13 protein-coding genes are annotated in these 18,063 nt (G+C 71.4%); 11 read left to right on the top strand and 2 right to left on the bottom strand.

From position 1 onward, the window contains the following. From rtcR to AC07O8_RS15700, 5 genes are all read left to right on the top strand, one after another. Positions 1–1,629 carry an RNA repair transcriptional activator RtcR gene (gene rtcR, locus AC07O8_RS15720; RefSeq protein WP_495048918.1) on the top strand — a complete coding sequence of 543 codons (1,629 nt, stop codon included), beginning with the start codon at positions 1–3 and terminating at the stop codon, positions 1,627–1,629. 140 nt (positions 1,630–1,769) lie between these two features. Continuing rightward, positions 1,770–4,814: a two-component regulator propeller domain-containing protein gene (locus AC07O8_RS15715; protein ID WP_495048917.1), complete on the top strand. Its 3,045-nt coding sequence runs from the start codon at positions 1,770–1,772 to the stop codon at positions 4,812–4,814. A 320-nt stretch (positions 4,815–5,134) separates the two neighbouring features. Then, positions 5,135–5,371 (top strand): hypothetical protein, encoded by a 237-nt coding sequence (locus tag AC07O8_RS15710; RefSeq protein WP_495048916.1) that lies wholly within the window; start codon positions 5,135–5,137, stop codon positions 5,369–5,371. Positions 5,372–5,473: 102 nt separating this feature from the next. Beyond that, complete coding sequence (locus AC07O8_RS15705) at positions 5,474–7,018, top strand: methyl-accepting chemotaxis protein (protein ID WP_495048915.1); 1,545 nt, start codon at positions 5,474–5,476, stop codon at positions 7,016–7,018. Positions 7,019–7,055: 37 nt separating this feature from the next. Then, on the top strand, positions 7,056–9,725 hold the full coding sequence (locus AC07O8_RS15700) for a 2-oxoglutarate dehydrogenase E1 component (protein WP_495048914.1): 2,670 nt from the start codon (positions 7,056–7,058) through the stop codon (positions 9,723–9,725). Positions 9,726–9,764: 39 nt separating this feature from the next. On the opposite strand, the gene AC07O8_RS15695 is transcribed toward AC07O8_RS15700, so the two are convergent. Continuing rightward, the gene (locus AC07O8_RS15695; RefSeq protein WP_495048913.1) at positions 9,765–10,157 is read right to left on the bottom strand and encodes a hypothetical protein; all 393 of its coding nucleotides are present in this window, start codon (positions 10,155–10,157) and stop codon (positions 9,765–9,767) included. Positions 10,158–10,349: 192 nt separating this feature from the next. On the opposite strand from AC07O8_RS15695, the gene AC07O8_RS15690 reads away from it, so the two are divergent. Next, the gene (locus AC07O8_RS15690) at positions 10,350–11,429 is read left to right on the top strand and encodes a sensor domain-containing diguanylate cyclase (RefSeq protein ID WP_495048912.1); all 1,080 of its coding nucleotides are present in this window, start codon (positions 10,350–10,352) and stop codon (positions 11,427–11,429) included. Between the two features lie 82 nt (positions 11,430–11,511). Here AC07O8_RS15690 and AC07O8_RS15685 read toward each other — a convergent pair whose 3' ends face one another. After that, complete coding sequence (locus AC07O8_RS15685) at positions 11,512–15,219, bottom strand: CheR family methyltransferase (protein ID WP_495048911.1); 3,708 nt, start codon at positions 15,217–15,219, stop codon at positions 11,512–11,514. Positions 15,220–15,383: 164 nt separating this feature from the next. Between AC07O8_RS15685 and dmeF the strand changes: the two genes are divergently transcribed. The 5 genes from dmeF to AC07O8_RS15660 all read left to right on the top strand — a co-directional run bounded on the left by dmeF (position 15,384) and on the right by AC07O8_RS15660 (position 18,061). Next, the gene (gene dmeF, locus AC07O8_RS15680; RefSeq protein ID WP_495048910.1) at positions 15,384–16,421 is read left to right on the top strand and encodes a CDF family Co(II)/Ni(II) efflux transporter DmeF; all 1,038 of its coding nucleotides are present in this window, start codon (positions 15,384–15,386) and stop codon (positions 16,419–16,421) included. 55 nt (positions 16,422–16,476) lie between these two features. Continuing rightward, complete coding sequence (locus AC07O8_RS15675) at positions 16,477–16,617, top strand: hypothetical protein (RefSeq protein ID WP_495048909.1); 141 nt, start codon at positions 16,477–16,479, stop codon at positions 16,615–16,617. A gap of 254 nt (positions 16,618–16,871) precedes the next feature. Then, positions 16,872–17,096: a hypothetical protein gene (locus AC07O8_RS15670; protein ID WP_495048908.1), complete on the top strand. Its 225-nt coding sequence runs from the start codon at positions 16,872–16,874 to the stop codon at positions 17,094–17,096. Between the two features lie 316 nt (positions 17,097–17,412). After that, positions 17,413–17,694, top strand: coding sequence for a hypothetical protein (locus AC07O8_RS15665; RefSeq protein ID WP_495048907.1), 282 nt, complete (start codon positions 17,413–17,415; stop codon positions 17,692–17,694). Between the two features lie 19 nt (positions 17,695–17,713). Further along, positions 17,714–18,061, top strand: a complete 348-nt coding sequence (locus tag AC07O8_RS15660; protein WP_495048906.1) for a hypothetical protein — start codon at positions 17,714–17,716, stop codon at positions 18,059–18,061. Positions 18,062–18,063: the final 2 nt, after the last annotated feature.

The following is an 18,063-nucleotide window of genomic DNA, read 5'->3' as shown; positions in this document are numbered from 1 at the left end:
ATGGCGAAGAAGAATGTGGTGATCGGCTACCTGGGATCGCAGCTGGACGGCGGCATGGGCGCCGGTCGCTGGGAGAAGTGGCGGCCGACGGTCTCGCTGGTGTCGCAGCCGGACGTGGTCGTGCACCGGCTGGAGCTCTTCCATGCGCCCCAACACCTGGCCCTCGCGGAACTGCTGCGCACCGACATCGCCAAGATCTCGCCGGAGACGGACGTCCATCTCGTCGAGATGCCGCACGAGGACCCCTGGGACTTCGGCGAGGTCTACGCCACGCTCTACGACTGGGTCTGCGGCTACCGCTTCGATCCCGCGCACGAGCAGTACTGGGCCCACATCACCACCGGCACGCACGTCGCGCAGATCTGCATGTTCCTGATGGTGGAGGCGCGTTTCATCCCGGGCGTGCTGCTGCAGACCTCGCCGCCGCGCAAGTGGAAGGAGGGCGAACCCGGCTCGATGACGCTGATCGACCTGGACCTGTCGCGCTACGACCGCATCGCGCAGCGCTTCCAGGCCGAGCAGCACGACGCCGTCGCCTTCCTGAAGAGCGGCATCGCGACGCGCAACCGCCGCTTCAACGCGTTGATCGAGGAGATCGAGCGCGTGGCCGTGCACTCGCGCGCGCCCATCCTGCTGGCCGGACCGACGGGCGCGGGCAAGTCCTTCCTCGCGCGCCGCATGTACGAGCTGAAGCAGACGCGCCACCAGCTCGCCGGCGCCTTCGTCGAGGTCAACTGCGCCACGCTGCGCGGCGACGGCGCGGCGTCGACGTTGTTCGGGCACAAGAAGGGCTCGTTCACCGGCGCGATGGCCGATCGCGCGGGCCTCCTGCGCACCGCGGACGGCGGGCTGCTGTTCCTGGACGAGATCGGCGAACTCGGCCTCGACGAGCAGGCCATGCTGCTGAAGGCGATCGAGGAGAAGCGCTTCCTGCCCGTCGGCGCCGACCGCGAGGTGGCCAGCGATTTCCAGCTGATCGCCGGCACCAACCGCGACCTGCGCGCCGAGGTGGCCGCGGGGCGTTTCCGCGACGACCTGTTCGCCCGGATCAACCTCTGGACCTACAGCCTGCCGGGCCTGCGCGACCGGCCCGAGGACATCGAGCCCAACGTCGACCACCTGGTGCAGCAGGTCGGTCGCGAGAGCGGCCGTGCCGTGCGCTTCAACGCCGAGGCGAAGACACGGTACCTGGGCTTCGCGCAATCGCCACGGGCGCCGTGGAGCGGCAACTTCCGCGATCTCTCCGCGTCCGTGACCCGGCTGGTGACGCTGGCCGAGGGCGGGCGCATCAGCCTGCCGCTGGTCGAGGCGGAGATCGCGCGTCTGCAGTGGCTGTGGGAGCGCGAGACGGCGAGCGGCGGCATCGGCGGAGACGGCGCTGGCGCGGGTGACGCGCTGCTGGAGGCGCTCATCGACGCGCAGGCGCTCGAGGCCATGGACCTCTTCGACCGCCTGCAGCTCGCCGCCGTGCTGCGCGTGTGCGCGGCGTCGTCGTCGCTGTCGGAGGCGGGGCGTCAGCTCTTCCACGCGAGCCGTCAGGCCCGCAGCGTGGTCAACGACGCGGACCGCCTGCGCAAGTACCTGCTGAAGTTCGGCCTCTCCTGGGATCGCATCGCCGCGGCGCGTTGAACGATGACCGCACCCGCCTTCACGCGCACCTCACCCGTCGCCCGTACGGCAGCCGGGATGCTGCTGCAGGACCGGTCACAATCGCCGCTTCCCCGCCTATGACTTTCGACCGGTCCTCCTCCGCTCCCTGCGCCGCTCCCGTGCCCGCGACGACCCTGCGTCACCGCGCGGCGGCTTGGCTGCTCGCCGCGTGCTGCGCGGCGTTCGGCGCACCGGGCGCGATGGCGGCGGGGACGGCCGGCGCTGCATCGGCCGCCTCCTCGGCTTCCGCGCCGGCCGTCCATCCGGCCCTCGACCCGGGCGCCATCGGCGACCTGTCCGATCCGGTCCGCGCGGTCAGCCAGTACAAGATCGACCTCTGGCAGACCGAACAGGGTCTGCCGCTCAACACCGTCCAGGCCTTGCTCCAGTCCCGCGACGGCGGCCTGTGGATCGGCACGGGCGGCGGGCTGGCGCGCTTCGACGGCAAGCGTTTCGTGGGCTTCGACGCCGCGCAGGCGCCGGACGTCGCTTCGCAGCCGGTGTTCGCGCTGCTGGAGGACCGTCGCGGCCGGCTGTGGATCGGGCTTCCCAACGGCGTGACCGTCTACGAGCACGGCCGTTTCTCGCCGGCCGTCACCCAGGCGCAGGCGGGCGGGCGCCGGATCTGGTCCCTGGTCGAGGACAAGGCCGGTGCGATCTGGGCCGCCGGCGACGGCGGGCTGGTCCGCTGGAAGGACGGCGCGGTCAAGGTCTTCGGCGCCGCGGACGGCCTGCCCGCCGCGCGTCTGCGCAGCGCCGCCTTCGACACCGCCGGCACGCTCTGGATCGGCACCACGGGGGCCGGCCTGTTCGCGATGACGCCGGACGGCAAGTTCAAGGTGTTCGATCCGGCGTCCGGCTTCCCGCATGCGCAGGTGCGCTTCGTGCTGGCCGATCCGGCCGGCGGCATCTGGGCGGCGACGGCGGGCGGCGGACTGGTCCGCATGCCAGGCGTCGACCAGCCGCTGGCGCGTGTCTACACGACCGCCGACGGCCTGCCCAGCGACCACCTGACCGCGCTGACCCGCGACGCCCGCGGCGACCTGTGGGTGGGCAGCTGGGGCGCCGGCGTCAGCCGCTTCCGCGACGGGCGCTTCAGCACGATCTCCACCGGCAACGGTCCGGGCACGGGACTGGCCGGCAACCAGATCTGGTCGCTGATGGCCGACCGCGAGGGCAGCCTCTGGGTGGGCACCTGGGTCGACGGCCTGAACCGCCTGCGCAACCGCGCCTTCACCGTGCTCGGCACGCCCGAGGGCCTCAGCCACGACAACGTCCGGTCGGTCGTCGCCGCGCGCGACGGCTCGATCTGGGCCGCGACCTCCGGCGGCGGACTCAACCGGCTGAAGGACGGCCGCATCGAGACGGTGCGCCGGGCCGACGGGCTTCCGACCGACGAGGTCTCCACGCTGCACGAGGCGCGCGACGGCACGCTCTGGATCGGCACCTACACGGCCGGCGTCGCGCGGCGTCGACCGGACGGCCACATCGACACCTTCGGCGCCGACAGCGGCCTGCCCGGCATCGAGGTCCGCGCGATCTTCGAAGACCGCGCCGGCACGGTGTGGGTCGGCACGCGCTCGGCGCTGGCGCGCTTCAACGGCCACGGCTTCGACGTCGTCACCGCGCCGGGCCTGCCCAACGAGGGCGTCGCCGCGATCCTGCAGGACCGCGCCGGCACGCTCTGGTTCGGCACCACCGGCCAGGGGCTGGTGCGCTGGCGCGACGGCAAGGCGCGGCAGTTCACGACGGCCGACGGCCTGCTGTCCGACTGGATCATCGCGCTCAAGGAGGACGCCCGCGGCGAGCTCTGGATCGGCACGAACGGCGAGGGCATCAACCGCCTGAAGGACGGCCGCATCGGCGCGATCAAGCCGGCGGACGGCCTGTGGGACGGGCTGTCGCAGGTCTTCCTCGAGGACCGCGCGGGGCACTTCTGGATCACCTGCAACCGTGGCTTCTACCGCGTCGCGCGGGACGATCTCGACGGCTTCCTCGACGGGCGGCTCAAGCAGGTGCGCTCGGTCGGCTACGGCCCCGGCGACGCGTTGCGCGCGACCAGCTTCGCCGGCAACCTTCAGTCGGCCGGTGCGATCGATGCCCAGGGGCGCGCCTGGCTGCCGTCGTCGGCGGGCCTGGTGGTGGTCGATCCCGGGCGTTTGCCCGGCGGCGGCGATCCGCCGACGGTGCGCATCCAGCAGATCAAGGTCGACGGTGAAACGCTCGCGCTCGACGGCCGGCCGCTGGCACTGCCGCCGGGGCCGGTGGCGCTGTCGGTGAGTCTCGCGGCGTCGACGCTGCGCGAAGCCGACCGGGTGCGTTTCCGCTTCTGGATGGAAGGCCTGTCGCGCGGCTGGACCGACGTCGGCAACGACCGCGAGCTCACCTTTCCGGCGCTGTCGCACGGCCGGTACACGCTGCGCCTGGCGGTGTCCGGCGACGGTCAGCGCTGGCGCGAGTCGGACACCCCGCTGGCCATCACCGTGCAGCCGCGTTTCCATGAGACCGGCTGGTTCCACGTCCTCGTCGCGGTGGGCGCGATCGGCTTCTTCGCGGGTGCCGTGATGTTCCGGATGCGCCAGCTCCGCGAGCGTCACGTCGAGATGGAGCGCCTGGTGGCGCAACGCACCGAGGAACTCCGGCAGGCCAATGAGCATCTGAAGCAGCTGTCCTTCCTCGACGCGGTCACCGGGCTGCCGAACCGCCGCCGCTTCAATGAAGCCGCCGACGAGGAATGGCGCCGCGCGCGTCGCGCCAATACCTCGCTGGCGCTGGTGATCGCCGACGTCGACGCGTTCAAGCGCTACAACGACCAGATGGGGCACCTGAAGGGCGATGAATGCCTGGGCGCCGTGGGCGCCGTGCTGGGCGCGTCGATCGGGCGCGCGGGCGATCTCGCGGCGCGTTACGGCGGCGAGGAGTTCGTGGTGCTGCTGCCCGGCGCCGACCGCGAGGCCGCCCTCAAGGTGGCCGAGTCCGTCCGCGCCGGCATCGAGTCGCTCGCCATGCCGCATCCGACCTCGCCGGTCTGTCCGGTGGTCACCGTCAGCCTCGGCGTCGCGGCCTGCGTGCCCAGCGACGCGTGCACGCTGGAAAGCCTCATCGCGCAGGCGGATGAGGCGATGTACCTCGCGAAGCGGGAAGGGCGGAACCAGGTCCGCTGATCTGCGTCGACCGAGCGGTCGCCGGGCATGCCGCCGAGCGGTCGCCGGGCACGCCACCGAGCGGTCGCCGGGCATGCCACCGAGCGGTCGCCGGGCATGCCGGTGCCCCCGGTCGCTCAATCTCCTCCTCGCCGCTCGGAATTCGCGCCCGGGGGCACTGGCATGCCCGGCTCCAGCATGAGGCGGGACGGGCGCAAGGATTTCATGCCAGTGAAGCAGGAGCGGGTGTACAACACGGACTCCGCGTTACCCGTGTCCGTGCACGCCGCCTTCGCGCACATCGACCCGGCTCCCCAACGTCCGTCCGAACGTTGCCGACCATGACGACCTCGCAGACCGTCCGCCAGCACAAGGGCCGCACCTACATCCTCGATATCCACGGGCCAGGCCCCGGGCCCTGGCGCGGACGATTCGTCGTCAAGGGCAAGGAGGACGGCCGCCCCGGCGTCACCGCCTGGCATGAGCTGGACGACGAGTTCCTCTCCGCCGACGAGGCCGTGGCCCACGCCGATCGCGTGGCATGTCAATACATCGCCACGTTCGCCGAACAGGCATGACCCCACCTGGCTTCGCTTTGAGATGAGCCCGCACATGTAAAGCTGGCCGGCCTGTGTTTTGCCCCGCCGAGGTCCAACCGTTCGGCCTCAGGGAGAAAAAACATGCCAACGTTGTCCAACTTCAACATCGGCACGCGGCTGGCCGCCGCATTTGCCGTCGTCATTGCCTTGCTGCTGCTCGTGCTGGCCGTGGCCGTCTCGGTGCTGAACCGCACCAGCGGCACGATGGACCGGGTGGTCGAGGACCGCTATGGGCAGATCGCCCTGAGCGACGACATCAAGAACGTCGGCGACCAGGGGGTGATCGTCATCGGCCGGCTGCTGATGGCCACCGACCCGGCGCAGGCCAAGCGCTACATGGACGACTACGCCGCCGTCCGCGCCGCCAACACCGCGAACTTCGCGAAGTTCGAGAAGATGCTCAACACCGACGAGGCCAAGGCGATCTTCGCCGAGCAGTCGGACGCCCGTAAGACCTACGGCGCCGCGGTGCGCAAGCTCTTCGACCTGATCGCCGCCGGCCAGCGCGAGCAGGCCATGGCCGTCTACCAGGGGGACATGGCGCAGTCGCAGGTCCGCTACTACGCGCTGATCGACAAGATGGTCGACCACCAGGCCAAGGCCATGGCGGACGACGTCGTCAAGGCCAAGGAAGACGCGCGGCGCTCCAAGCTGTGGATGACGCTGGTGGCCGCGATCGCGGTGGTGCTGGGCGTGGTGACGGCGATCAGCATCACGCGCTCGATCACGCAGCGCATCCACGGCGCGATCCGGCTGGCCGAGGACGTCGCCAAGGGCGACCTGACGCTGCGCCCGATGCCGCAGAGCACCGACGAGATCGGCCGCCTGATCGGCGCGCTGCAGCACATGGTGCGCAGCCTGCATCGCATCGTCTCCGAGGTGCGCCAGGGCGCGGACACCATCTCGGCGGCGGCCAAGGAGGTCGCGCAGGGCAACGCCGACCTCTCGGCCCGCACCGAGGCGCAGGCCAGCGCGCTGCAGCAGACCGCGTCGGCGATGGAACAGCTGACCGCGGCGGTGCGCATGAGCGCCGACAACGCCGACCAGGCCAATGCGAGCGCGGCGTCCGCCTCCGATGTGGCCAGCGAAGGCGGCAAGGCCGTCGGCGAGGTGGTCGCGACGATGAGCGCCATCTCCGCGTCCTCGCAGCGCATCGGCGAGATCATCGGCACGATCGACGGCATCGCCTTCCAGACCAACATCCTGGCGCTGAACGCGGCGGTGGAGGCGGCACGCGCCGGGGAGCACGGGCGCGGTTTCGCGGTGGTGGCGTCGGAGGTGCGCGCGCTGGCGCAGCGCTCGGCCGGCGCGGCCAAGGAGATCAAGGCGCTGATCGTCGAGTCGACCGAGCAGGTGGGGGCCGGCGGCCGGCTGGTCGAAAGGGCCGGCGAGACCATGTCGCAGGTGGTCTCGGGCATCCGGCAGGTCAGCGGCGTCGTCGCCGAGATCAGCGCCTCCAGCCGCGAGCAGAGCATGGGCATCGAGCAGGTCAACGCCGCCATCATCCAGATGGACGACACCACGCAGAAGAACGCCGCGATGGTGGAGCAGAGCACCGCGTCGGCGAAGGCGCTGCAGGATGAGGCGGCGCATCTGAACAACGCAGTGCGGGCCTTCGTACTTTGACGGCCGGGGTCTTTGCAAACTCACCAGGGAGTTTCAGATGAACGACCGCATACAAGAGGGCGCGCCCGCGGGGGAGTCGTCTACCCGTTGGCGACCCGAGGTGCTCGCCTTCATCGACGCGCATCGCCGCGACGGCCATCGCAGCGCGCGGCTGGATCCGCTCGGCCTCGCGCGCCCGGCCGATCCGACGCTGCTCGATCCGCAGCGCTTCGGCCTGCAACCGGGCGACTGGCTGTCGCCGCGCGGCACGCCGCTGTGGAGCGCCCGCACCGTCGCCGACCTCGACCGCGCGCTGAAGGCGATCTACTGCGGTGGTCTGGCGCTCGATGCCAGCGCGGTGCGCGACGCATCACGGCGCGACTGGCTCCACCACGCGATGGAATCCGCGCCGCCGGGCGCGGGCGGCGCGGCGGAGCGCCTCGCGCTGCTCGACCGGCTGGTCCGCGCCCAGGGTTGGGAAGAGCATGTCGCGCAGGCCTTCCCGCATGCGAAGCGCTTCTCGCTGGAGGGCAACGAAACGCTGATCCCGCTGCTGGACGCGCTCTGCGAGCAGGCGGCCGGCCGCGGCGTGCGGCGCATCTTCCTCGGCATGCCGCACCGCGGCCGGGTCAACGTGCTGGTCAACCTGATGGGTTTCCCGCCGGCGCGCGTGCTGGACTTCTTCGACCCGAAGTCGCCGCATCCCGAGCTGCACACCGATCTCATCTACCACCTCGGCGGCGAGCGCGAACTCGACACGCCGCGCGGCCGCCTGACGCTGACGCTCGCGCACAACCCCTCGCACCTGCAGAGCGTGCATCCCGTGCTCACCGGCCTGGCGCGTGCCTGCCAGGACGCGCTCAGCCGCGAGCACGCGGACCAGGACGGCCGGCGGCTGGTGCTGCCGCTGATGCTGCACGGGGACGCGGCCTTCGCGGGGCAGGGCGTCGTGATGGAGACGCTGATGCTGGGCGGCAAGCCGGGCTACACCGTCGGCGGCACGGTGCACGTGATCATCAACAACCAGGTCGGCTTCACCGAGCCGAACCCGATGAGCGCCTGGCCGGCGCAGTACTGCACCGACGTGACGCGCATGGTCGACGCGCCGGTCCTGCGCGTGAACGCGGACGAGCCCGAGCAGGCCCTGCGGGCCGCGGCGATCGCGCTGGACTGGCGGGCGCGCTTCGGTGCCGACATCGTCATCGACCTGATCGGTTACCGCCGCCTCGGCCATTCGGAGAGCGACGTCCCGGCGCTCACGCGGCCGCGCATCCACGCGCTGATGCAGACGCACCCGACGATCGTCGACCGGTACGCCGACGCGCTGCGCGCCGATCGCGTCCTGCCGCCCGACACCGACATGGCTTCGCACCTCACGCACAGCCGCGTGCGGGCGCACCAGGCCTTCTCCGATCCGGCGATGCCGGACTCGGACGACGCGCCGTCCCCCCTGCGCCGTCCCGGTGAGGTGCCGGCCCTCGACGCGGACGGCGTGCAGGCGCTGATCGATCCGATGACGCGGCTGCCCGATGGCTTCGAGCCGCACGCGATGGTGCGCACGCTCACGGACCACTGGCGGCGCATGGCCGGCCTGGCCGAGCCGCCGCTGCGCGCCGACTGGTGCTTCGCCGAGAACCTCGCCTACGCGACGATCCTGCAAGGCGGGCTCAACGTGCGCATCTCCGGCATGGACGTGCGGCGCGGCACCTTCCTGCATCGGCAGGCGGTGTGGACGTCCCAGGCGAATCCCGTGACGGACGCCTCGGGCGAGGGCGTGCCGACGGAGTTCGTGCCGTTGCGGCAGATCGGGGGGGACCACGGCCACGGCGACGGCGACAGGCAGGGCGCAGGTCCCGGCGATCCCTCACGCGGCCGTTTCGACATCTTCAACTCGCCGCTGTCCGAGGAGGCCGTGCTCGGCTTCGAATACGGCTACAGCGTCGGGGCGCGGCGCACGCTCACGGTGTGGGAGGCGCAGTTCGGCGACTTCGTCAACGGCGCGCAGGTCTTCGTCGACCAGTACATCAGTTCCGGCGAGGAGAAGTGGGGCGACACCTCCTCGCTGGTGATGCTGCTGCCGCATGGCAACGAGGGGATCGGGCCGGATCATTCGAGCGGCTACCTGAGCCGCTTCCTGCAGCTGTGCGGCGAGGACAACCTGCGCGTGGCCTGCCCGTCGACGGCGGCGCAGTGGTTCCATCTGCTGCGCCGGCAGGCCTTCGACACCTTGCGCAAGCCCTTGATCGTGATGTCGCCCAAGGGCACGCTGTACCACGAGCCGGCGTCGCACGCGGAGATCGCCGACCTGACGAGCGGCCGCTTCCAGCCGGTCATCGACGACGCGTCGGTCGAGCGTCCGTCGCAGGTCGAGCGGCTGCTGCTGTGCAGCGGCAAGGTGCATCACGACCTGGATCGCGGGCGCCGTTCGGTGGCGCGGGCGGACCTGGCGCTGGCCCGCATCGAGCAGTTCTATCCCTTCCCGGCGGACGCGCTGACGGCGCTCTTCGCGCGCTACCCGGCCCTCGTCGAGATCACCTGGGTGCAGGAGGAGCATCGGCAGCAGGGCGCGTGGACCTTCATCCGCGAGCAGATGGATGCGGTGCTGCCGCAGCAGGTGCAGCTGCGCTGCGTGGCGCGCCGCGCGAACGGCTCCGGCGCGACGTCCTCCCACACGATCCATCAACTGGAGCAGATGGAACTGGTCGCGCGCGCCCTCGGCGAGGCGTGACGTCGATGTTGACGTCGACGCCGACGCCGACGCCGACGCCTATTGCCCCAAGGTGTCCGTCCGTCGCCGGCTCGAACTGCTGCCTCGTCCCTGGGCCTGCGGCCGGCCGAGCTGGAGGATCTCGATCGCATGACACGCCGCCTCGGTGGCGTAGTTGAGCGCCTCGTTCTCGGTCGCCCACGCGGCGTCCGTGCTCGGATGGACGATGTCGTCGACGCCGTCGGCGTCATCCTGGCCGGGTGCGAGCGCATCCCCGAAGGCGTCCTCGGCCGCCGGTGCCGCGGCGGCGAGCCGGTCCGCCTCAGGGCCGGCCGCATCGTGCCGGCGCCGTCCGGCGTCCAGGAGCTGGAAATGTCCGACGAAGGTGTCGCCGGACGCCGGTGTCGATTCGACGCGGTAGGTGACGCCGCGGTACTGTCCGTCGCGTTGCATGAGGGTTCTCCCGGGTCTGCGATGGTGCAGGAGCGGCAATTCCCACGCCCGGCGGGGCGGCACGATGTCGCGGCGATGAAGGACCCGCACGCGATCCGGCGGACGGCACCGGTGTCGGGACGGACGGCGTCCGGAAGTGCTTCCGAGTTGTGACAACATCCACCGCTTCAGACCTGATTCCGACCGCCGATCTTGGACGCCCTGCTCGCCCGCCTCACGTCGACCCTCCCCGTCGCCCGCAACCTGGAACAGCTGACCCGCCCGCTGCTGGACATGCTGGGCACGGTCACCGGACTGGAATCGACCTACCTCACCACCATCGACCTGCGCGCCGGGGAACAGCATGTGCTGCTCGCCCGCAACGCCGGCACGATGACGATCCCGGAAGGCCTGACGGTCGCCTGGTCGGACACGCTGTGCAAGCGTGCGCTCGATGCCGGCCGCATGGTCACGAACGACGTGGCGACGTGCTGGGGCGACTCCGACGCCGCGCGACGGATAGGCATCCAGACCTATGTGAGCGCCCCGGTGCGCGACGACGGCGGCGAGCTGCTGGGCACGCTGTGCGCGGCCAGCGCTGAACGCCGCGCGATCAACCCGGAGGCGCAGTCGCTGCTGCGGCTGTTCTCGACCCTGGTGAGCCAGTTCCTGCAGCGCGAGCGCCTGGTGGCCGACCTGCGCGCCGCCAACGAGCAGCTGGCGACCTTCGCCCTGACCGATGTGCTGACCGGACTGCCGAACCGCCGCGCGCTCTTCGACGAGCTGCAGCGCGAGCTGGTGCGCGCGACCCGCGACGGCCGCTGCGTGCTGCTGGGCTGCATCGACCTGGACGGCTTCAAGTCGGTCAACGACCAGCTCGGCCACCATCGCGGCGACCTGTTCCTGCGCGAGATCGCCCAGCGCCTGTCGCTGGAGTTGCGCGGCTCGGACATGCTGGCGCGGGTCGGCGGGGATGAGTTCATCGTCGTCGGTCCCGGCGTGAGCCTGGGCGGGCTGCCGCGTTCGCAGGGCCCCGTGGTGGACCGCGGCGAACCGGCCCAGGCCGCGCGCACGCTGGAACAGCGCGCCGCGCTGGCCAGCGTCGGCCGTTTCGACCTCGACGGCCACGCGCTGCAGTACGCGGGCGCGAGCGTGGGCGTCCTGGCGCTCGATCCGGCCGGCCTCAGCGTGGAGCAGGCGCTGCACCTGGCCGATCAGCGCATGTACGACGTCAAGCGCGCGCGTCGCCGCAGCATCGTCATGCCGGCGGTCCTGGCGCAGGCCGCGGACTGATCCGTCGGGCGGTGACCGGCGCCGCCGCGCCGGTGGGCACCGGTCAGGCCGATCAGCGCCGATCAGCACCGGTCAACACGACTCAGCGCGGGCGCCCCAGCAGCACCTTCTCGATGAGCAGGTCCACGTCCACCGGCTTGGCCAGGTGGTCGTCGAATCCGGCGGCGATGGCCGCATCGCGGTCCTGCAGCGTCGCCAGCCCGGTCAGCGCGACGGCATACAGCGGCGTCGCCGTGCCCATCGAACGTTCGCGCGCCCGCAGCCGGCGCACCAGCGAATAGCCGTCCGCGCCGGGCATCGCCACGTCGCTGATGAGCACGTGCGGCGGATGCTCCGACGCCGCCGCGACCTGTTCCCATCCCTGCTCGACCGATCCCGCGGCGCGCACGTCCGCGCCGGCCAGTTCCAGCAGGTGCCGCAACGCGTCGAGCGCATGCGGATCGTCGTCCACCAGCAGCACGCGCAGGCCGCCCAGGTCGGCGTCGACACGGTCGCGCGGCGCCGTCTCATGCGTGTCGGAGACCAGTTCCACCGCCGGGAAGCGCACCATCAGGCGGGTGCCGCGGCCCTCGCCGTCGCTGTGCGCCGTGACCGTGCCGCCGTGTGCCAGCACCAGGTGCCGGACGATGGACAGCCCCAGTCCGAGGCCGCCGTACTCGCGCGTGCGGCTGATGTCGGCCTGCGTGAAGCGGTCGAACAGCCGCGGCAGCAGTTCCACCGCGACGCCGATGCCCGTGTCGACGACGGCCAGTTCGATCGTCGGTCCGATGCGGCTCAGCGACACGGTGATCCGGCCGTCGCGCGGCGTGAACTTGAGGGCGTTGCCGACGAGGTTGGCCACGATCTGCTGCATCCGGCGCTGGTCGCCCTGGATGCGGTGCGGCTGCTGCAGGCCGGTGCCGCTGAGCGTCAGGCCCTTGGCCTCGGCGGCCGGCTGCAGGCCGTCGACGACCGCGCGCACGCAGGCCGCGAGGTCGAGCGGCCGCATCTCCAGCGTGAGGTGGCCGGAGGCGATGCGCGACACGTCCAGCAGGTCGTCGATCAGCTGCGCCTGCGCCTGGCAGTGCTTGAGGATGGTGGCGATCGCGCGCGTCGCGGTCGCCTCGCCCAGCGTGCCGCGTTCCTGCGACTGCTTCAGCACCGAGGCCCAGCCGGAGATGACGTTCAGCGGCGCGCGCAGCTCGTGCGACACCATGCCGAGGAAGTCGTCCTTGGCCGTGTTGGCGCGCTCCGCGTCGTCGCGCGCGTGCTGCGCCGATTCGAGCGCGCAGCGCAGCTCATGGATGTCCTGGAAGGCGATCACCGCGCCGTCGATGCGCTCGTCCGCGGTGCGGTAGGCCCGCACGTTGATCAGCCACCAGCGGCCCTCGGTGTCCTGGTGTTCGTGCTCGACCGGGGCCAGGCCTTGCACGGCGGCCTGCACCAGCTGCTCCAGCTGGCCGACGGCGAAGCGGGAGGTGACCTTCACCGCCGGCTGTCCGATCGCCTGGCCCAGCGCCGCGGGATCGAGCCCGAACAGCTGGGCCACCTGCGGCGAGGCGTGCCGCAGCCGCAGCTGGCGGTCCAGCACCACGACCGGCAGCGGGATGCCCTCGACGAGGTTGCTGAGGTCGTCGTTGGCGAGGTCCAGCTCGTCGTTGCGCGACTTGAGCTCCTCGTTCAGCGAGAGCAGCTCCTGGTTCGCCGATTCGAGTTCCTGCTTGGCGCTCTGCAACTCCTCGTTGGCGCTCTGCAGCTCCTCGTTGGTGCTGAGCATCTCCTCGTTGGCGGTGCGCAGCTCCTCGTTGGCCGATTCGAATTCGACCACCAGCGTGCGCAGCTGCGCCTGGGTCGCCTCGAGCTCGTCGGACAGGGTCGTGACGGTGCGTTCGAGCTCGTCGACGCGCGCGCGGGCACCGCTGGGCGAGAAGGGCGGCGTGGACAGCGCCGACGCGGCGTCGGCGACCGGTTCATCCGGCTGGGGCGCCAGCGTGACCAGGAAGTGCTGCGGCGCCTCGCCCGCCTCCAGCGGCAGGACCTCGAGCACGTAGCGGCGGTCGTTGAAGGCGACGCGCTCGCGCCGCACCGGTTGCCCGGTGCGCTTGGCCTCGACCAGCGCCGTGCGCACGGGCACGTTGAGCGCGACGTTCAGCAGGCGCGGCAGCGCGAGCGTGGCCTCGCCGCTGGCCGGCGCGATGAAGGCCGAGACGTCGCCGCGGAACTGCACCACGTCGCCGCCCTGGCTGACGACGAAACCCGGCGGCACGTAGCGCGCGAGCGCGACGCGATTGGCGGCTTCGCTGACCAGGTCCGGCGGCGGCGCCTGCGGCACGCGGGGGGCGTTGCCGTCGCTGGCCCAGGGGCGCAGCGCATCGATCGGGAACAGCGGCCGGTGGCGGCGCGAGTTCGGCAGCTTGCGGTATAGGTGCGGCGCGCCGGCGTGCTCGAAGCCGTCGGCGACCGACGCGGCCTCGGCGCGGCCCAGCAGCATGAAGCCGTCGTTGCGGCAGGCGTAGTGCAGCACCTCGAAGACATGCTGCTGCGCTTCCTTGCGCAGGTAGATCAGCATGTTGCGGCAGCTGATCAGGCCCATGCCCGAGAACGGCGCATGCGTGAGCAGGTTGTGCCGCGCGAAGACGCACATCTCGCGCAGGTCCTTGGCCACCAGGTAACCGCCGGAGCTCGGCACGAAGGCGGTGTCGCGGAAGGGCTGCGGCACGTTCTCCAGCGCGGCGGCGGTGTAGCGGCCGGCGCGCGCGGTCTCGATCGAGGACTCGTTCAGGTCGGTGCCGAAGATCTGCACGCGGCGGTGGATGCCCTCGGCGTTCATCGCCTCCTTGAGCAGCATCGCGATCGTGTAGACCTCCTCGCCGGTCGAGCAGGCGGGCACCCAGACGCGGATCGGGTCGTGGCGCAGCGCCAGCAGCTTGGGCAGCACGACCTGGCGCAGCACGTTGACGAACTCCGCGTCGCGGAAGAACGCGGTGACGCCGATCAGCACGTCGTCGCGCAGCGCGGCGGCCTCGTAGGGGTCGGTGCGCAGGAACTGGAGGTAGGCCCCGACGTCGCGGTCCTTCTGCAGCAGCACGCGGCGCAGGAAGCGGCGGCGCAGGTTGACGTCCTTGACGTAGCCCAGGTTGACGCCGGCCTTCTGCTGGACGATGGCCAGCGCGGTCTCCAGCGCGTCCACGTCCTGCGCGACGCCGGCGGAACCGGGCAGGTCGCTCTCGTGGTGCGGCTGGCCGAAGCGGCGCAGCAGCGCGGCCGGGATGTCCTCCGGGGGCAGGACCTCGTCCACCAGGCCGGTATTGATCGCCGCGACCGGCATGCCGTCGTGCGCGGCGGTGTTGGGCGTCTGCGCGATCGCGAAGCCGCCGGTGGCCTTCAGGTCGACCAGGCCCGCCGCGCCGTCCTGGCCGGTGCCCGAGAGGATGACCACCGCGCCGTCGAGGTCGGGGTCCTGCGCCAGCGAGGCCAGGAAGGCGTCGATCGGCAGGTGCAGCCCGGGCGTGCGGCGGGTCAGGCGGAAGTGCCCGTCCAGCGCCATGACGCCGGCGTTCTCCGGCATCACGTAGACGCGGCCGTGTTCGACCTTGGTGAGGTGCTCGAGGCGCTCCACCGGGAGCGTCGTGCGGTCGCGCAGCACCTCGGGCAGGCGGGTCTCCTCGTTGGGGTCGAGGTGGGTGATGACCAGGACCGCGAAGCCCGGTTCGTTCGGTAGCGCACCCAGCACGGTGCCGAGCGCGTCGATGCTGCCGGCGGAGCCGCCGAGTACCACCACCCGCAGGGGCTGTCGCTCCTCTGTGTCCACCCAGGGTCCCGTTGTCGTGATTGAAAAGCTGCGGGGGAGTCTACCCCCGTCGGAAGACAGGGTCCGCGCGGGGACTCTGTTTCCGGCGACGCGCCGCGAAAGGGATACTGCCTCGCTTCCCCCTCTCCGAACGCCGCCTCCCGGTCCACGCCATGTCATCGTCGATGTCCCCCGCGCCCTGGCAACACACGCATGTCTTCGACGAAGGCAATCCGCTTGCCGCACGCAACACGCGATGGGCCGTGCTGCTGACGGTCGTGATGATGGTCGCGGAGATCGTCGGCGGCTACGTCTTCAACTCGATGGCGCTGCTGGCCGACGGCTGGCACATGAGCTCGCACGCGGTGGCGCTGGGCGTGTCGCTGCTGGCCTACGGCGCGGCGCGACGCTGGGCGAAGGACGGGCGCTTCGCCTTCGGCACCTGGAAGATCGAGATCCTCGGCGGCTACAGCAGCGCGCTGCTGCTGGTCGGCGTCGCGGGGCTGATGCTGTGGCAGTCGGTCGAACGACTGTTCGCGCCGACGCCCATCCATTACGACGAAGCGATCGCGGTCGCCGCCATCGGACTGGTCGTCAACCTGGCCTGCGCGTGGCTGCTGCGCGGCGAGCATCACCACCACGGACATGACCACGCACACGGTCATGGTCATGGTCATGGTCACAGCCATGGGCATGGGCATGACCACGGGCACGCATCCGCACACGCTCACGCCGATGGACATGCGCATGATCGCGACGGCGGCCACGGTCACGACGGTCATGCCGACCTGAACCTCCGTGCCGCCTACATGCATGTGCTGGCCGACGCGGCGACCTCGGTGCTGGCGATCGTGGCGCTGCTGGGCGGCCGACTATGGGGCGCGGACTGGCTGGACCCGGTGATGGGCATCGCCGGCGCGGTGCTGGTGGCGGCGTGGGCGCGCGGGCTGCTGCGCGACACCGGTCGCGTGCTGCTGGACGCCGAGATGGACGCGCCCGTCGTCGACGAAATCCGCGAGGTCGTGGCCGCCGCGCCGTGGCCCGCGGTGATCGCCGACCTGCACGTGTGGCGCGTCGGTCGCGCGCAGTACGCCTGCATCGTCTCGCTGGTCACCGACAGCCCCGAGGCGCGGCCCGACGAGGTGCGCCGCCTGCTGGCCGTCCATGAGGAACTTGTTCACGTCACCGTCGAGATCAACCGGCCCGACCGCGCGACTGTCTGATCCGCGCCGCGGACCTCGCCGGACGTCCTCCGGCGCGCCGCCACAATCGCGGCCCATGAAAACCAACTACCTCCTCGCCGCCATCCTGGTCAGCAGCCTGATCGGCGCCTTCGTGGCCAACCGTTCGATGAAGACCGCCTGCGCGGCGGTCTCCGGCGCGATCGCGCTGTATGCGCTGCTGCGCCAGGTGATCTGAGCGCCCACCCCTCGCATCCCTCGCACCCCGCGGACCTGCCGTCCCCATCAGATCCATCAGATCGAAGTGATCGATCTGATGGATCGCGGTGCGGCTTCACACGCGCTTGACGCACGAGTCCATCCCGCTGACCGCCTGGCCGACCACCGCAGCCTTTCGTCACACCCCCTCCGGCATCCCCCCACGTCCACCCTATGGTGGGATGGCACTTGGGCCGACCCCCGTTGATAGTGGGAACTCGTCAGGAGAGGACCATGCGACCACGTTTCGCGTCACCCGCCGGGGAACCCGGCCACCCGTTCAGCAAGGCCATGCAGCACATCCTGCGGCAGACCGAGGTGTTGCTGCAACGGCGCATTCCGTTCAGCCCGTCCGGCTGGCCGATCGAGGATCCGCCCGCGCTGGAAGGCCTGGAGGTCACCGAGTCCACCTGGGACGAATGGACCGAGGCGATGGCGCATCAGAGCCGCGGCGCATGACCTGACCCCTCCTGGGCCTTGCGCTCGAGCGGCGCCCACACTGCGATCCCTGCGATCCCTGCGATCCCTGCGCTCCCCCCTTGCGCTCCCCCTGCGCTCACACTGCGCTCAAACCGCGCGCTGATCGCCCGGGCCGGTGCCGCCCTCGCGCGAACTTGAGCCGGCAAAGCGGCGAAGAACTCCCCCAGTTCCTTCCCTCGGTGACGCAGTTCACCGAGTCCGCGACGACCGCTGAGTTCGCCGCGCTCATCGCCGCATGCCGGGAGGTGGCCGCGGCGAAGAATCCGTTCACCCCAACGAACGAGAGCGCTTCGCCATGCACGTCAAGTCCAACGCTTCTCCGTCGCCGGCCGTGCACGCCGGCGCTCCGGCGCCCGCGGGCGCCGCCAAGGGCGCCAAGAGCGCCAATGGCGGCGCGCCCGATTTCGCCCGGATGCTGAACGACGCGAAGGCCGGAGCGCCGGCCTCCGCCGCGACCGCACCGATGGCCGCACCGATGGCCGCCCCGATGGCCGCCGCGCCGGCTGCCGCCGGCACGTCCACCGCCACGCCTGCCATGCTCTCCCTCGACACGGCCTCGCTGGCCGCGCGCGGCTGAGCGCCGCCGGGAGTCCCCCTTGAGCAGCGTGCCCCTCCTGTCCAGTCTGGTCGCCCTGGCGACGTCCTCCGACGGCGCGCACGAGAGCGGCCGCGCCGCTGCCTCGGGCGGGTCGTCGGGATCCTCGCGCGGCGGCGGCCCCAGCCTGACGCTCGGTCCCGTGCTCGGCGTGACGGCGACCATCAGCGCCAAGGGCCTGCAGGCGCTGGCGAGCGACGCGGCGGACGCGGTCGAGACCGCCGCCGACGTCGTCACGGACACGGTCGGCGATGTCGCCGGCGGCGTCGGCAACGTGCTCGGCAATGTCGTCGGCTACGGCGTGATGGCCGCGCTGGGCGGCGTCGCCGTGCTCGACGAGCTGGTGTGAGG

Source organism: Roseateles sp. GW821-FHT09G09, assembly GCF_059415965.1.
This window is presented reverse-complemented; position numbering and strand designations above follow the sequence as displayed.

Excerpts from the sequence above, each read along its gene's own strand:
- AC07O8_RS15700 (WP_495048914.1), top strand. The coding sequence starts at position 7,056 with ATGAACGACCGCATACAAGAGGGCGCGCCCGCGGGGGAGTCGTCTACC.
- dmeF (WP_495048910.1), top strand. The coding sequence starts at position 15,384 with ATGTCCCCCGCGCCCTGGCAACACACGCATGTCTTCGACGAAGGCAAT.
- AC07O8_RS15675 (WP_495048909.1), top strand. The coding sequence starts at position 16,477 with ATGAAAACCAACTACCTCCTCGCCGCCATCCTGGTCAGCAGCCTGATC.
- AC07O8_RS15710 (WP_495048916.1), top strand. The coding sequence starts at position 5,135 with ATGACGACCTCGCAGACCGTCCGCCAGCACAAGGGCCGCACCTACATC.
- rtcR (WP_495048918.1), top strand. The coding sequence starts at position 1 with ATGGCGAAGAAGAATGTGGTGATCGGCTACCTGGGATCGCAGCTGGAC.
- AC07O8_RS15665 (WP_495048907.1), top strand. The coding sequence starts at position 17,413 with ATGCACGTCAAGTCCAACGCTTCTCCGTCGCCGGCCGTGCACGCCGGC.
- AC07O8_RS15670 (WP_495048908.1), top strand. The coding sequence starts at position 16,872 with ATGCGACCACGTTTCGCGTCACCCGCCGGGGAACCCGGCCACCCGTTC.
- AC07O8_RS15705 (WP_495048915.1), top strand. The coding sequence starts at position 5,474 with ATGCCAACGTTGTCCAACTTCAACATCGGCACGCGGCTGGCCGCCGCA.
- AC07O8_RS15695 (WP_495048913.1), bottom strand. The coding sequence starts at position 10,157 with ATGCAACGCGACGGACAGTACCGCGGCGTCACCTACCGCGTCGAATCG.